We start from the raw sequence: 14,178 nt of genomic DNA, 5'->3' as shown, positions 1-14,178 counted from the left end.
GGCCGGCGCCCCGCGCCGGCCGTTTCGGTGTGAGCACGTACGAGGAGGGGGCAGGCCAGGATGGACCAGCGGGAGGACCGGCATGACCGCGCGCGGGTGGAGGAGCTGCTGGAGCTGGCGACCGGCATAGCCGAGGAGGCCGGTCAGATGCTCCTTGCCAAGCGGCCCGCGCGACCGGAGGTGCTCGCCACCAAGTCGAGCCCCACCGACGTCGTCACGGCGCTCGACCGGGCCGCCGAGGAGCTGATCCGCGGCAGGATCGCCGAGGCCAGGCCGCACGACGCCGTCCTCGGCGAGGAGGGCGGAGACACCCCCGGCGAGGGCGTCGTCCGGTGGGTCGTCGATCCCATCGACGGCACCGTCAACTTCCTGTACGGCCTGCCCGACTGGGCGGTGAGCATCGGCGTGGAGGTGGACGGTGAGATCGTCGCGGGAGTGGTGCACAACGTGCCGCGCGGCGAGGTGTTCACGGCGTCGAAGGGCGGCGGCGCCTGGCTGAGGGGCGAGCGGCTGCGCTGCAACACCGGCGTCCCGCTGGCCAAGGCCCTCGTCGCCACCGGGTTCGGCTACGCGGCCGGCCGGCGCCGGGTGCAGGCCGAGGTGCTGGCGCAGGTGCTGCCCCAGGTCAGGGACATCCGGCGCGGCGGCTCGTGCGCGATCGATCTCTGCTCGGTCGCCGCGGGCCGGGTAGACGCCTACTACGAGCGCGGCACCAACTACTGGGACCACGCGGCGGCGGGCCTGATCGCCCAGGAGGCCGGGGCCCGCGTCGCCGGTCTGAAGGGCAAACCGGTCGGCCCGGACATGGCGCTGAGCGCGGCCCCGGGCCTCTTCGAGGAGCTGCACGACCTGCTCGTCCCCCTCGACCCCGAGCGCGACTGACGCGTTCACCCGGGCCGCGCCCTCTTCCCCGGCTACTCCTGCGCCCCGGCTTCTCCTCCGTACGAATGGCGACGCGGGAGCGGACCGGGGGGCGGGGAGCCGTCCGGGCATGGCGCGCGGCGGCCTGCCGGTCGGCCGCCCGGGCCGCTGTTCGATCGCGGCGCTCGACCGCGGCCTCGATCGCGGCGCTCGATCGCGGAGCTTGATCGCGTTGCTGCCTGGCGCCCGGGCCGGGCTCCGCGCGACGTCCTCGACCGCCGGCGTGAATTCGCGTCGAGTTCGAGAAGGGTTCGAGGAGAGTTCGGGGGAGTTCGGGAGAGTTCGGGGGAGTTCGGGGGAGTTCGGGGGAGTTCGGTGGAGTTCGCGGTGCGTTCGCCCTGGGTACAGGCGAGGGGGCCCGCCTTGCGGCGGGCCCCCTCGTCAGTTTCGGTTCCGGTCAGCGCTGGATGTCGATGCCGTGATCTTCGGCGAGGCGGTGCAGGTCCTCGATCTCGGCGGTGAGGGTGTCGGCGAGGAAGTCGTCCCCGCTCGTGGTGGCCTCTTCAAGACCCTTGTAGGCCTGGTCGAGCCTGGTTTCGATCGTGGTCGTGAACTCGCCCATCTCACCTTCTTTCTCAGGGGGCGAAACGTGTCACGGGGGCTCCGGCACGGATCCTGTGGAGAGGCGCGCCCGTCCCCGGCACACGACAATGGAGGGTGTCACGGGCTTTACCCATGTCCGGAGCGACCGTAAACCTGTGAATTTCTGTGCTCTACGTCACGTAGAGCGCGGGAACCGCTTACCGGCGGCTTACGCCGGGTGAGTCCACAATGAGGGGCCTCGTACCAGCTAGGAGGACTTGATGCGCGTGCTTGTGGTGGAGGACGAGCGGGTGCTCGCGGACGCGATCGCCACCGGCCTCCGCCGGGAGGCGATGGCCGTGGACGTCGCCTACGACGGTGCCGCCGCCCTGGAGAAGACCGCCTACATCGACTACGACGTGATCGTGCTCGACCGTGATCTGCCCAAGGTGCACGGCGACGAGGTGGCCCGCCGCCTGGTCGCCCAGCGGTCGGCCTCGCGGATCATCATGCTGACGGCCGCGGGCGACGTGGACGACAAGGTCGAGGGGCTGGAGCTCGGCGCCGACGACTATCTGGCCAAGCCGTTCGTGTTCATGGAGCTCGTGGCCCGGGTGCGCGCGCTCGGCCGCAGGTCCGCGCCGCCGCTGCCGCCCGTGCTCGAACGCGCCGGCATCCGGCTCGACCCCGGCAGGCGGCAGGTGACCAGGGACGGGGCCGAGGTCCACCTCACCAAGAAGGAGTTCGCGGTGCTGGAGGAGCTGATGCGGGCCGAGGGCGCCGTCGTCAGCCAGGAGGACCTGCTCGACAAGGCGTGGGACGAGAACATCGACCCGTTCACCAACGTGGTCAGGGTGACCATGATGACGCTGCGCAAGAAGCTGGGCGATCCACCGGTCATCGAGACCGTGCCCGGCGTCGGATACCGGCTGTGACGACCCGCGCCACCGTCATGTCCCGGGGGAGGGGGCCCTGTGAGCGAACCGCGTGACGCCTCCGAGAGGAGGACGCCCCAGATCCTTCCGCCGCCGGGGGAACCGGACGCCGCCGCGTCCTCGCCGGACGTGCCCCCGCCTGACCTGGCGGCTCCGGACGCGCCGGCTTCGGCCGGTGGCCCGGCCCCGGCGGGTCCCACCCGCCGGATGTCGAGCCCGATGGGCACCGGTCCCTACCGCAGCCAGGTGCCGCCGCCGCCCAGCGGCCCGCCCGCCTGGGACGGCCCGCCGCCCCTGGTCGCCCATCCGGTGCAGCGGGGCAACCTGCTCAACGAGATCAGGTCGCTGCAGAACCGCGTCAGCATCCGGTGGCGTCTGACCCTCACGTACGCCGCGCTGGTCTTCGTCGCCGGCGCGCTGCTGGTGATGGTCATGTACGTGCTGATCGGCCAGGCGATCGACATCGGCTGGCAGAGCGTGCCGCAGATCTTCCTGCCGCGCGGGAGCGTGCCGCAGGAGTGGATCGACGAGGCCAACCACCAGTTCGCCCAGTCGCAGGCGGAGGTCACCGCCGTGGCGCGGGCCGAGCTGCTGAAGCGTGCCCTGCTGGCCCTGCTGGGCGTGGGGATCCTGGCGCTGATGCTGGGCTATCTCGTGGCCGACCGGGCGCTGCGGCCCGTCATGAAGATGACGGCGACCGCGCGGAAGCTGTCGGAGACCTCGCTCGCCCACGAGCGCATCGCCCTCCAGGGCCCGGACGACGAGCTGAAGGAGCTGGCCGACACCTTCGACGCGATGCTCACCCGGCTCAACACCGCCTTCGACGCCCAGCGCAGGTTCGTGGACAACGCCTCACACGAGCTGCGGACGCCGCTCGCGATCAACCGTACGGTGCTGGAGGTGGCGCTGTCCGACCCCGAGGCGTCGGAGGATCTCAAGGTGCTCGGACGCACGCTGCTCGGCACCACCGCGCGCAACGAGCGGCTGATCGAGGGCCTGCTGCTGCTCGCCCGCAGCGAGCGTGAGCTGTCGGTGCGAAAGCCCGTGGACGTCCGGGAGGTGGCCAGGACCGCCGTGGAGCAGCTGGCCCCCTTCGCCGAGGAAGAGGGCGTCACGGTCGAGCACGACCTTCACCCGGCGGCCACGACGGGCGACCCCGTTCTCATAGAACGCTGCGTGTCCAACCTCATCGAGAACGGCATCAAGCACAACCTTGGCGAGTCCGGAAAAGTATGGGTCCGGACGGGAATTGTGGACGGGGGTGCCGTTGTTCAGGTCGCGAACACGGGACCACACGTTCCCGCGTACGAGGTGGAGAGCCTGTTCGAGCCGTTCCGGCGGCTGAATGCCGACCGGGTTCAATCCGCCAAGGGCGCGGGTCTCGGCCTGTCCATCGTGCGCGCGATCGTACGCGCGCACGGCGGAACGGTCGCCGCCGTCCCCCGCGACGGGGGTGGTCTCGTGGTGACGGTGCGTCTCTCCGGAGCCGGGGCGTCTCCGGGGACACCACAGTCGGCGCGCTGATGGAGCGTGCACGCCGTACATGTGGTTGGATGTGCCGTCGAACGCGGTGGGGATACCGCCGATACTGTGGTTTTCGCCATATTTGGCTAACCGCAGCCCCAGGTGGGATGCCCCTCGCGTGTCGGGAGGTTCAGTGTTCGTTCAAGCGGGTACCGAATGCACAATTTAGCGGCCCCCGCGGGCACAACACCGGCCTTCCGAGCGTTATCCACGCGCGACACAGGCGCAGGCAGATAGATGAGGGGGATGGAGTAGCAGATGGCTACCGACTACGACAGCCCGCGTAAGACCGACGACGATCTGAACGAGGACAGCCTTCAGGAACTCCAGGCGCGTAGGAGCGACAAGTCGTCGGGCAGCATCGACATCGACGAGACCGATCTGGCCGAGTCGCTGGAGCTGCCGGGGGCGGATCTGTCGAACGAGGAGCTTTCGCTGCGGGTGATTCCTCGGCAGGCCGACGAATTCACCTGCTCGCGGTGCTTCCTGGTGCACCACCGCAGCCAGCTGGCCTCGGAGAAGAACGGCCAGCAGGTCTGCCGCGAGTGCGCCGCCTAGGAGACCCTTGGGAGGGTCCGTGACTTCAGCAGCGGATGAATCAAACAACGAGGTAGCCGACCTTGTCGGCAAACTCGTCGCCCCTGAGGAGACGGACGGGGCCGAGCGGCGTCGGCTGCTCGGCCGCCTCAGCGGGGCCTTGGCAAGGTCCGCCGCGAAGACACGCGAACGCGGCGTCGGCCGGGGGCGATGGCTGGCCGACGTCTTCATGAACATCGCCCCGCGGTTACCGGTCAGGGACTACGAGACGCTGCGGGACCACCATTACGGGCTCACCGGCGAGCAGCTCGCCGACGATCTCGTCCGCACCGCGGCGAAGGCGACGACGGCGGTCGGCGCGGTCGGCGGAGCGCTCGCCGCGGCGGAGTTCGCCGCCCCGCCGCTCCTGCTCTCCGCGCCCGCCCAGATCGTGGCCGAGACGCTGGTCGTCGCGGCCATCGAGGTGAAGCTCCTCGCCGAGCTGCACGAGGTGTACGGCGTGAAGGTCCCCGGCAACGGAACCCAGAGGGCGGCCGCGTTCGCGCTCGCCTGGTCGAAGCAGCGGGGCGTCAACCCCCTCGCCCCCGGCTCGGCCACGATCGCACTCGGGACCGCCGCGAAGACCGCCCTGCGCAACCGCCTGATGCGCACGCTCGGCCGCCATCTCACCACCCTCGGCCCCTTCCTCACCGGCGCCGTGGCCGGCGGGGCGCTGAACCGGGCCGCGACCAGGAAACTCGCCGCCGCGGTGCGCGCGGACCTGCGCCGCCAGCGCACCCTGCCGCCGAGCTGACCGACGCCCCCGACGCCCCCGAACCGACCGTTCGAGGCCGTTCGAGGCCCCGTACCGACACCCGAGCCCGCGAACCGACACCTCCGACGCACCCGGGCCGACATCCCCGAAGACCCCGAACCGCCCGTTCGAGGCCTCCGCAGCGACACCCGAGCCGACACGCTCGACACACCCGGGCCGACATCCCCGAGGCACCCGGGCCGACATTCCCGAGCCCGCGCAATCGACACCCCGGCAGACTTGGGCCGGCACCCCCGGCGCACCTCGCCGCCCGGCGGACGCCCCGGCGTCCGTCCCAATCGGCAGTCTCCGGTCGCCCTGATCTTCCAGATAGAGAAGTGTCACCGATTGGTCTAAACCTCTTGGCGACCCTGTATGAGCTGCATGAGATCATTCTCACAGTGATGGGCGTGGATTGTGCATGTTCTTACGGGTATGGGGGGCACTGGTGACTTTCCGTATGGTGGTCACAGGCGACCACCTGGAGGGGATTCATGCGTGGCACCAGCTCGTTTCTGATCGTCGCGAACCGGCTGCCGGTCGATCGTGTGGGCGAGAACGAATGGCGGCGCAGCCCGGGCGGGCTCGTCACCGCCATCGCGCCCGTCATGCAACGGCGTGACGGGGCCTGGCTCGGCTGGACCGGGGCGGCAGGGGAGGAGCTGAAGCCCTTCGACCACGACGGGATGCACCTGATCCCCATCCCGCTGTCCCAGCTTGAGGTCGAGCTCTACTACGAAGGCTTCTCCAACGCCACGCTGTGGCCGCTCTACCACGACGTCGTCGCCACGCCCGTCTACTCGCGCGTGCTCTGGGACGCCTACCGGGCCGTCAACGAGCGGTTCGCCCGCGCGGCCGCGGACGCCGCCGCGCCGGGCGCGGTCGTGTGGGTGCAGGACTACCAGCTCCAGCTCGTGCCGGCGATGCTGCGCAGGCTGCGGCCCGACCTGAAGATCGGGTTCTTCCTGCACATCCCGTTCCCGCCGGGCGAGCTGTTCTACCAGTTGCCCTGGCGCAACGAGATCCTCGAAGGGCTGCTCGGGGCAGATCTCGTGGGCTTCCAGCGGCCGGGAGGCGCCCACAACTTCCTGCGGCTGTGCCGCCGGCTGCTCGGCCTGCCGCACCTCCGCAACGCGATCCAGCTCGAGGACCGGACGGTCCGCGCCGAGGCGTTCCCGATCTCGGTCGACTTCAGTGAGATGGACCAGCTCGTCCGCGAGCCCCGCATCCAGCAGCGGGCCAAGGAGATCCGGGCCGAGCTGGGCGATCCCGAGCACGTGCTGCTCGGCGTCGACCGGCTCGACTACACCAAGGGCATCGGCCAGCGGCTCAAGGCGTTCGGCGAGCTGCTCGACGACGGCGCGATCAAGCCGGACGAGGCGGTCTTCGTGCAGGTGGCCACGCCCACCCGCGAGCGGGTCGCCGAATACATCCGGCTGCGCAACGACATCGAGCTGAGGGTGGGGCGCATCAACGGCGAGCACGGCGTGCTCGGCCGCATGCCGATCTCGTATCTCCACCAGTCGTACAACAAGGAGGAGCTGGCGGCGCTCTACTGCGCGGCCGACGTCATGGTCGTCACGCCGCTGCGCGACGGCATGAACCTCGTCGCCAAGGAGTACGTCGCCTGCCGCCACGACCTGCGCGGGGCGCTCGTGCTGAGCGAGTTCGCGGGCGCGGCCGACGAGCTGCGCCAGGCGTACATGGTCAATCCGTACGACATCGCCGGCATGAAGCGGGCGATGCTGACGGCGATGCGGGCGACCCCGCACGAGCTGGCGCGCCGGATGCGCTCGCTCAGGCGCAGGGTCGCGACCTACGACGTGGACAGGTGGGCCAGCGACTTCCTGCAGGCCCTGGAGTCGGGGGAGCCTGCCGCCTCTAGGGAGTGATGTCCCGGGCGGCGTCCTTCCAGGAGCGCCACTTCTTCGCCGCCGAGCGCGTGACGACGATTCGCGTGATCTCCATGCCCAGGCCCATCACCACGGCGTACGCGATGGCCTCGCCGAGCCCGATCTCGGGGGAGTCGACGCTCGCCGGCGGCTTCTTGCCGGTCGCCCTCTCCCACGCGAACGCCAGAACCTTGCGCGAGCAGAAGCCGACCGCCAGGCCGAGCAGGCCGCCGACGATCCGCCACTGCATGTCGGGCTTGTCCGTCGCGCTGAGTTCGCGCTCGGCCTCCCGCGCCTTGTCCGCCATGATTCCTCCTCGATAACGACCTTAGTGTCTCCCCGCGGGGTGACGGTCCACGCCATACCATGTGGTGGCATGACCGAACAGCGACTCCACGCAGCCATGCCCGAGAAACCGACACTCGACGGCTTGGAAGCGGTATGGGTAGCGCGCTGGGAGGCCGAGGGCACCTACCGGTTCGACCGGTCCCGGAGCAGGGACGAGGTGTACTCCATCGACACCCCGCCGCCCACCGTCTCCGGGTCCCTTCACGTGGGGCACGTCTTCTCCTACACGCACACGGACACGATCGCCCGCTACCAGCGGATGCGGGGGCGCGAGGTCTTCTACCCGATGGGGTGGGACGATAACGGGCTGCCCACCGAGCGCCGCGTGCAGAACCACTTCGGCGTGCGCTGCGACCCCTCGATGCCGTACGACCCGGACTTCACGCCGCCGGAGAAGCCGGACGCCAAGCGGCAGGTGCCGATCTCGCGCCGCAACTTCATCGAGCTGTGCGAGCGGCTGACCGCCGAGGACGAGAAGGCGTTCGAGGAGCTGTGGCGCCGTCTCGGCCTGTCGGTGGACTGGTCGATGACCTACGCGACCATCGACGCGAACGCCCGGGCGGCGTCCCAGCGGGCGTTCCTGCGCAACCTCGCCCGCGGTGAGGCGTACGTCGCCGAGGCCCCGACCCTGTGGGACGTGACGTTCCGCACGGCCGTCGCCCAGGCCGAGCTGGAGGACCGGGAGTGGCCCGGCGCCTTCCACCGCATCGGGTTCGAGCGGCCCGGCGGGGAGATGGTCTGGATCGAGACCACCCGGCCCGAGCTGATCCCGGCCTGCGTGGCGCTGGTCGCCCATCCCGACGACGAGCGCTACCGGCCGTTGTTCGGCACCACCGTCCGCACCCCGGTCTTCGGGGTCGAGGTGCCGGTCGTGGCGCACCACCTCGCCGAGCCCGACAAGGGCTCCGGCATCGCGATGATCTGCACCTTCGGCGACGTCACCGACGTCACCTGGTGGCGCGAGCTCGACCTGCCCACCCGGCCGGTGATCGGCTGGGACGGCCGCCTGCTCCCCGAGCCGCCGCAGGGCGTGCCGGCCGAGCCGTACGCCGAGCTGGCCGGCAAGACCGTGCACAGCGCGCGCGAGCGCATCGTGGAGATGCTGCGCGAGTCCGGCCACCTGGACGGCGAGCCGCGCAAGATCCAGCGGCCGGTGAAGTTCTACGAGAAAGGCGACCGGCCCCTCGAGATCGTCACCACCCGCCAGTGGTACATCCGCAACGGCGGCAGGGACGCCAAGCTCCGCGCCGAGCTGCTGGAGCGCGGCCGGGAGCTGGAGTGGCACCCGCCGCACATGCGGGTCAGGTACGAGAACTGGGTGGAGGGCCTGGCGGGCGACTGGCTGATCTCCCGCCAGCGGTTCTTCGGCGTGCCGATCCCGGTCTGGTATCCGCTCGACGCCGACGGCGAGCCGGTCTACGAGGCGCCGATCGTCCCGCCCGAGTCGGCGCTGCCGATGGACCCGTCCAGCGACGTGCCGCCCGGCTTCTCGGAGGACCAGCGGGGCAAGCCGCTCGGCTTCGTCGGCGACCCCGACGTCATGGACACCTGGGCGACCTCGTCACTGACTCCGCAGATCGCCGGCGGGTGGGAGCGCGACGACGACCTGTTCCGCCGCGTGTTCCCGATGGACCTGCGGCCCCAGGCCCACGAGATCATCCGCACCTGGCTGTTCTCCACGGTCGTGCGGTCGCACCTGGAGCACGGCGGGCTGCCCTGGCGGCACGCGGCGATCTCCGGGTGGATCCTCGACCCCGACCGCAAGAAGATGTCCAAGTCCAAGGGCAACGTGGTCACGCCCATGGGCCTGCTGGAGGAGTACGGCTCCGACGCGGTCCGCTACTGGGCCGCGAACGGGCGTCCCGGCACCGACACGGCCTTCGACACCGGGCAGATCAAGATCGGCCGCCGGCTGGCCATCAAGATCCTCAACGCGTCGAAGTTCGTGCTCGGCTTCCGGTCCGAGGGCGGCGGCGAGGTCACCGAGCCGGTCGACCTGTCCATGCTGGCTTCGCTGGCGGCGGTCGTCGCCGAGGCAGGCGAGGCGTTCGAGGCGTACGACTACACCCGGGCGCTGGAACGGACCGAGCGCTTCTTCTGGTCGTTCTGCGACGACTACGTCGAGCTGGTCAAGGCCCGCGCGTACGACGGGGACGCCTCGGCCGTCGCGGCCCTGCGGCGGGCGCTCGACGTGTTGCTGCGGCTGTTCGCGCCGTTCCTGCCGTTCGTGACCGAGGAGGTCTGGTCGTGGTGGCGGGAGGGCTCGGTGCACCGCGCGCCGTGGCCGTCCCCCGAGGAGCTGCCCGAGGCGCGGCACGGCGATCCGGCGGTGCTGGAGGCCGTGGCGGAGGTGCTGCGCCGGGTGCGGCGGGCCAAGTCCGAGGCGCGGCTGTCGATGCGGGCCGAGGTCGCCCGGCTCACCGTGTCGGGCGCCCAGGCGGACCTCGTCCGGCAGGCCCAGGACGACCTGTGCGCGGCAGGCAACGTCGAGGAGTTCGTCCTCGAATCCGGTGAAGGACCGCTCGACGCGGTCGCCGAGCTGACCTCGTGAGGCCGCCGAGCTGATCGTGTGAGGCCACCGCCGGCCGCCGTCGTCCCTCCGTCGGGACGACGGCGGCCGGCGAAGTTCTGGGACGTTCCAGGACGTTTCCGGGCGTTCCGGCACGTGCCCCGGGGGTTGCGTAGGGTTGAGGGCGAAACGACCGCCAGGCGCGCGTAAAACGGCTGCGCGTCCCGCCCGCCGACATGCCAGTCTGGATCCGTGATCCCGTCTAACCGCAGTACCACCGAGAGAGTCCCGCCGACGCTGGCGACGATGGCCGCGTGGAGCTGGCGGCTGCTGCTGCTCGGCGGGATGATCTACGTCCTGTGGCTGATCATCGACAGAATCAGCTTCGTCGTCATGCCGGTGGTCGTCGCGCTGTTGCTCGCGGCCCTGCTGCACCCGCTGACCCGGCGGCTGCGCGCCACCGGCCTCCGGCCGATCTATGCGACATGGATCACGATGCTGCTCGGCCTGGCGCTGATCGTCGGCATCGGGTTCCTGATCGGCGTGCGGGCGAACGAGGAGTTCCCCCGGCTGGTCCTGCAGATCCAGGTGACCGCGCGTAACGTGCAGGACTGGCTGCTCCACGGGCCGCTCCATCTGAAGGAGGCGCAGATCGCCGACTTCGTGGACCAGCTCAGCAGCCAGATCACCCAATATCGCACCCAGATCACCAGCACGCTGCTGAGCGGCGCCACCGCCGTCGTCGAGGTGCTCACCTCCATCGTGCTGATCCTGTTCGTCACCTTCTTCCTGCTGAAGGACGGCGACCGGATCTGGTCCTGGTTCCTGCGCGCCTTCGGCAGCGCCACGCCGCGCGTCGACGCCGCGGGCCGCGCGGCCTGGGCCACGATCTCCCACTACGTGCACGGCACGGTCGCGGTCGCGGCCATCCACGGGCTCGTGATCGGCGTGGTGCTCGCCGGGATGCAGGTGCCGCTGTGGGCGCCCCTCGCGGTGCTGGTCTTCCTGGCCAGCTTCATCCCGATCGTCGGCATCCTGTTCGCGGGCACCATCGCGACGCTGGTGACCTTCGGCTCCCGGGGCTGGTTCCTGGCACTGATCTTCGTGGGCATCCTCGTGGTCGAGCAGCAGCTGGAGAACCACGTGCTCCAGCCGCTCATCGTGGGCCGGGCCCTGGAGTTCCACCCGCTCGCGATCATCCTCGTCCTCGCGGTCGGCGGCGTGCTCGGCGGCATCGCGGGCGCCGTGGTGGCCGTCCCGCTCACGGCGGTCATCTATCGCGCGCTGCCCGAGCTGCGCCGCGGCCGGCCGCGCGCCATCGAGGCGGCCGAAGGCGGCCCGCCCGGCGCCGGGGAGCCGGGGACCGGGGAGCCGGGGACCGGAGAACCTGGAACCGGAGAACCTGGAACCGGAGAACCGGGTGCCGGGGACGAGCCTGCGCCCGAGGGCGTACCCCCGGGCCCGGAATCCGGCGCCATCGAGTCCGGTGCCGCGGAGAGCGGTGCCACGGAGCCCGGTGCCGAGGAGCCCGCGACCTCCCAGCCCGCCGCCTCCGACGAGGGCGGGCGGAAGCAGGAAACGGCGCGCCCGTCATCCGGCACCGGAGAGGCGGTGTCCCCCCAGCGCAACGGGTAGGGTCTTGCCTCATGAGCTGCCCTGCGCCGAACTCCGGACTGCCGAACTCCGGACTGCCGGGCCCGAGACGGGCCGCGGCCGCCGCTCGCGGGATCGAGGCCGCCCGATGAGCGTCGAGATCCTGATCCACCGGCTCGACCCGGACCTTCCGCTCCCGTCGTACGCGCATCCGGGCGATGCCGGGGCCGACCTGTACGCGGCGGAGGACGTGGAACTGCTGCCCGGCGAGCGGGCGGTCGTGCGGACCGGTGTCGCCATCGCGCTGCCGGACGGGTACGCCGCCTTCGTCCATCCGCGTTCGGGCCTGGCGGCCCGGCACGGTGTCACGCTGGTCAACGCGCCGGGCACGATCGACGCCGGCTACCGGGGCGAGATCAAAGTGACGATGATCAATACTGACGCGAAGGACCCGGTGCGGTTCCGGCGCGGCGACCGCATCGCCCAGCTCGTCGTCCAGCGGGTGGAGCGGGCGGCGTTCTACGAGGTCGACCGGTTGCCCGGCTCCGTACGGGGCACGAACGGGTTCGGCTCGACGGGGAGCTGACACCCCGGGGCCCGGGAACACCGGGCCACGATGCGAGGAGAGTGAGAGAAGTGTTGCGACGCCGGCGACGCGCGGAGGAGGAGACCGCACCAGCTTTCGTGCGGGAGGAGAGCCACGCCCCGGCGCGGACGACGGGCCCCTGGGACGCCGCGGACGACTACCCGGAGGCCGAGCGCGTGGACCTGGGGGGCCTGCGCCTGCCCGTAGGTCCCGGATTCGAGATCCAGCTCAGCATGGCGGGCGACCAGGTCGACGGTGTGATCGTCCTGGTCGAGGAGAGCGCCCTGCAGGTGAACGCCTTCGCCGCGCCCAAGCGCAGCGGGATCTGGGACGAGGTGCGCGCCGAGCTCGCCCGTGAGGTGGTGGCCGCGGGCGGCTCGGCCGAGGACCGCGACGGCCCGTTCGGGCCCGAGATCGCGGCGGAGGTGCCCGTGCAGAGCCAGGGACAGCCGCAGGGGCGGCAGCCGGTGCGTTACCTCGGCGTCGACGGGCCGCGCTGGTTCCTCCGCGCCGTGATCAGCGGCAGGGCGGCGGTCGACCCGGAGGCGGCGCGGACCCTGGAGGACGTCGTGCGCGGCATCGTCGTCGTGCGCGGCGACGAGCCGATGCCGCCCAAGGAGGCGATCCAGCTCCGGCTGCCCGCCGAGGCCCGGCAGGCCATGGAGGAGCAGCAGGCGTCCCGGCAGCAGGAGTTCCGGCCCTTCGAACGCGGTCCGGAGATCAGCGAGATCCGCTGATATCCGTCCGGGATGTGCCGGTTGACCGAATCGGGAGGCAAGCCCTGCCTGACCGTCCTTCTGGCCTCTGAGCGGCTCACGTATGCTGCGGTGGGAAACGACCGGCCTAGGCTGGAAGCCAGGACGACGATTCCCCGAAGGGGATCGCGAACGAGGAAACTGGGTGAGTGACCGATGGGCACGCCGGAGCCTGCCAAACGCGGCGGACTGCGGGGCTTCTTCCGACGGCTGACCACCAGCCAGGCCGAGCTGGAGGCCGCCGAGCTCCAGGAGGACCTGGAGGAGCAGGGGGCCACTCCCATCGCGCGGTGCGGTGAGCGCCAGCGGACGTGCGTCGCGGGCACGCTGCGCACGGTGACCCTCCGCCCGCGCGGCGGCGCGCCCGCCCTGGAGGCCGAGCTGTACGACGGGTCGGACGTGATCGACCTGGTCTGGCTCGGCCGCCGGAAGATCGCCGGCATCGAGCCGGGCCGGGTGGTGCGGGCCGAGGGGCTGGTCAGCGTCCAGGACGGCCGTAAAGTGATGTTCAATCCCCGCTACGAGCTACGCCCGGCCGGTGGCCCTTGATCTCTCAGGAGACCGTATGAGCACAGCGGACATGACGGCCCCCGCGGCGCACGCCACCGTCGAGGCGGCGGTGCGCGCACAGATGAGCAAGGCGCTGGGCGGCAAACGCGGGATCGTCGAGGCGGCCGTGCCCACACTCGCCTTCACCGGCACGTGGATGGGCACCCACGACCTGAAGACCTCGCTGATCGTCGGCATCGCCTCGGCGGTGGTGCTCCTGCTGGTGCGGATCGCGCAGCGGAGCACGCCGCAGTTCGTGCTCAACAGCCTCGTCGGCATCGGGATCGGCGCGTTCTTCGCGGCCCGCACCGGCGACGCCAAGGACGTGTTCCTGCCGGGCATCCTCTACAACGCGGCCTACGCCGCCGGCATGCTGCTGTCGATCGTGGTCCGCTGGCCGATCGTCGGCTTCCTGATCGGCTCGGTGACCGGCGACCCGACGGCCTGGCACAACGACAGCGCGCTGGTGCGGCTGTGCTCGCGGCTCACGTGGCTGCTCATCCTGCCCTGCCTGCTGCGGGTGGTGATCCAGCTGCCGCTCTACTGGGCCGACCAGGTGACCGCCCTCGGCGTGGCCAAGATCGCCCTGGGCTGGCCGCTGCAGGTCGCGGGGCTCGCCGCGATGGTGTGGGTGCTCGCCCGTGGCCGCACCCCGATCCAGCCGCCACCGCAGCCGTCCGTCTGACGATCACGCGGAAACGGCTCAGGCCCCGG

Annotated in this window: 14 protein-coding genes; 12 read left to right on the top strand and 2 right to left on the bottom strand. The window is 71.1% G+C overall.

All coding sequences use genetic code 11. The features are described from left to right. Positions 1-60: 60 nt before the first annotated feature. On the top strand, positions 61-882 hold the full coding sequence (locus FLV34_RS04510) for an inositol monophosphatase family protein (protein WP_142645515.1): 822 nt from the start codon (positions 61-63) through the stop codon (positions 880-882). A 436-nt stretch (positions 883-1,318) separates the two neighbouring features. Here FLV34_RS04510 and FLV34_RS40190 read toward each other — a convergent pair whose 3' ends face one another. Beyond that, a complete protein-coding gene (locus FLV34_RS40190) occupies positions 1,319-1,483 on the bottom strand; it encodes a hypothetical protein (protein ID WP_167530612.1) in 165 nt (54 codons plus the stop codon). 241 nt (positions 1,484-1,724) lie between these two features. Here FLV34_RS40190 and FLV34_RS04505 point away from each other — a divergent pair, with 241 nt between their 5' ends. The 5 genes from FLV34_RS04505 (at position 1,725) to FLV34_RS04485 (ending at position 7,124) form a co-directional block, all read left to right on the top strand. Next, a complete protein-coding gene (locus FLV34_RS04505; RefSeq protein ID WP_142645514.1) occupies positions 1,725-2,378 on the top strand; it encodes a response regulator transcription factor in 654 nt (217 codons plus the stop codon). Between the two features lie 39 nt (positions 2,379-2,417). Next, complete coding sequence (locus FLV34_RS04500; RefSeq protein ID WP_260617101.1) at positions 2,418-3,902, top strand: cell wall metabolism sensor histidine kinase WalK; 1,485 nt, start codon at positions 2,418-2,420, stop codon at positions 3,900-3,902. Positions 3,903-4,160: 258 nt separating this feature from the next. Further along, positions 4,161-4,460, top strand: coding sequence for a DUF4193 domain-containing protein (locus FLV34_RS04495; protein ID WP_030505490.1), 300 nt, complete (start codon positions 4,161-4,163; stop codon positions 4,458-4,460). Between the two features lie 19 nt (positions 4,461-4,479). Next, positions 4,480-5,232: a hypothetical protein gene (locus tag FLV34_RS04490; RefSeq protein ID WP_260617100.1), complete on the top strand. Its 753-nt coding sequence runs from the start codon at positions 4,480-4,482 to the stop codon at positions 5,230-5,232. A 494-nt stretch (positions 5,233-5,726) separates the two neighbouring features. After that, complete coding sequence (locus FLV34_RS04485) at positions 5,727-7,124, top strand: trehalose-6-phosphate synthase (RefSeq protein WP_142645513.1); 1,398 nt, start codon at positions 5,727-5,729, stop codon at positions 7,122-7,124. Here FLV34_RS04485 and FLV34_RS04480 read toward each other — a convergent pair. Further along, positions 7,114-7,431, bottom strand: coding sequence for a DUF4235 domain-containing protein (locus tag FLV34_RS04480; RefSeq protein ID WP_142645512.1), 318 nt, complete (start codon positions 7,429-7,431; stop codon positions 7,114-7,116). The two genes, FLV34_RS04485 and FLV34_RS04480, sit on opposite strands and share 11 nt — an antisense overlap. A 69-nt stretch (positions 7,432-7,500) precedes the next feature. Between FLV34_RS04480 and valS the strand changes: the two genes are divergently transcribed. The 6 genes from valS (at position 7,501) to FLV34_RS04450 (ending at position 14,149) form a co-directional block, all read left to right on the top strand. After that, entirely contained in the window at positions 7,501-10,023 is a 2,523-nt protein-coding gene (gene valS / locus FLV34_RS04475; protein ID WP_147942437.1) for a valine--tRNA ligase, read from the top strand. Positions 10,024-10,287: 264 nt separating this feature from the next. Continuing rightward, a complete protein-coding gene (locus FLV34_RS04470) occupies positions 10,288-11,616 on the top strand; it encodes an AI-2E family transporter (RefSeq protein ID WP_147942436.1) in 1,329 nt (442 codons plus the stop codon). Positions 11,617-11,722: 106 nt separating this feature from the next. Next, positions 11,723-12,160: a dUTP diphosphatase gene (gene dut / locus FLV34_RS04465; protein ID WP_142623350.1), complete on the top strand. Its 438-nt coding sequence runs from the start codon at positions 11,723-11,725 to the stop codon at positions 12,158-12,160. A 50-nt stretch (positions 12,161-12,210) separates the two neighbouring features. Then, a complete protein-coding gene (locus FLV34_RS04460) occupies positions 12,211-12,897 on the top strand; it encodes a DUF3710 domain-containing protein (protein ID WP_142645509.1) in 687 nt (228 codons plus the stop codon). Between the two features lie 174 nt (positions 12,898-13,071). Beyond that, the gene (locus FLV34_RS04455; RefSeq protein ID WP_142645508.1) at positions 13,072-13,464 is read left to right on the top strand and encodes an OB-fold nucleic acid binding domain-containing protein; all 393 of its coding nucleotides are present in this window, start codon (positions 13,072-13,074) and stop codon (positions 13,462-13,464) included. 16 nt (positions 13,465-13,480) lie between these two features. After that, positions 13,481-14,149, top strand: a complete 669-nt coding sequence (locus FLV34_RS04450) for a DUF3159 domain-containing protein (protein ID WP_142645507.1) — start codon at positions 13,481-13,483, stop codon at positions 14,147-14,149. Positions 14,150-14,178 lie beyond the last annotated feature (29 nt).

The organism is Microbispora sp. CSR-4 (genome assembly GCF_008033685.1).
In the GTDB taxonomy this organism is placed as follows: Bacteria; Actinomycetota; Actinomycetes; order Streptosporangiales; family Streptosporangiaceae; genus Microbispora.
This window is presented reverse-complemented; position numbering and strand designations above follow the sequence as displayed.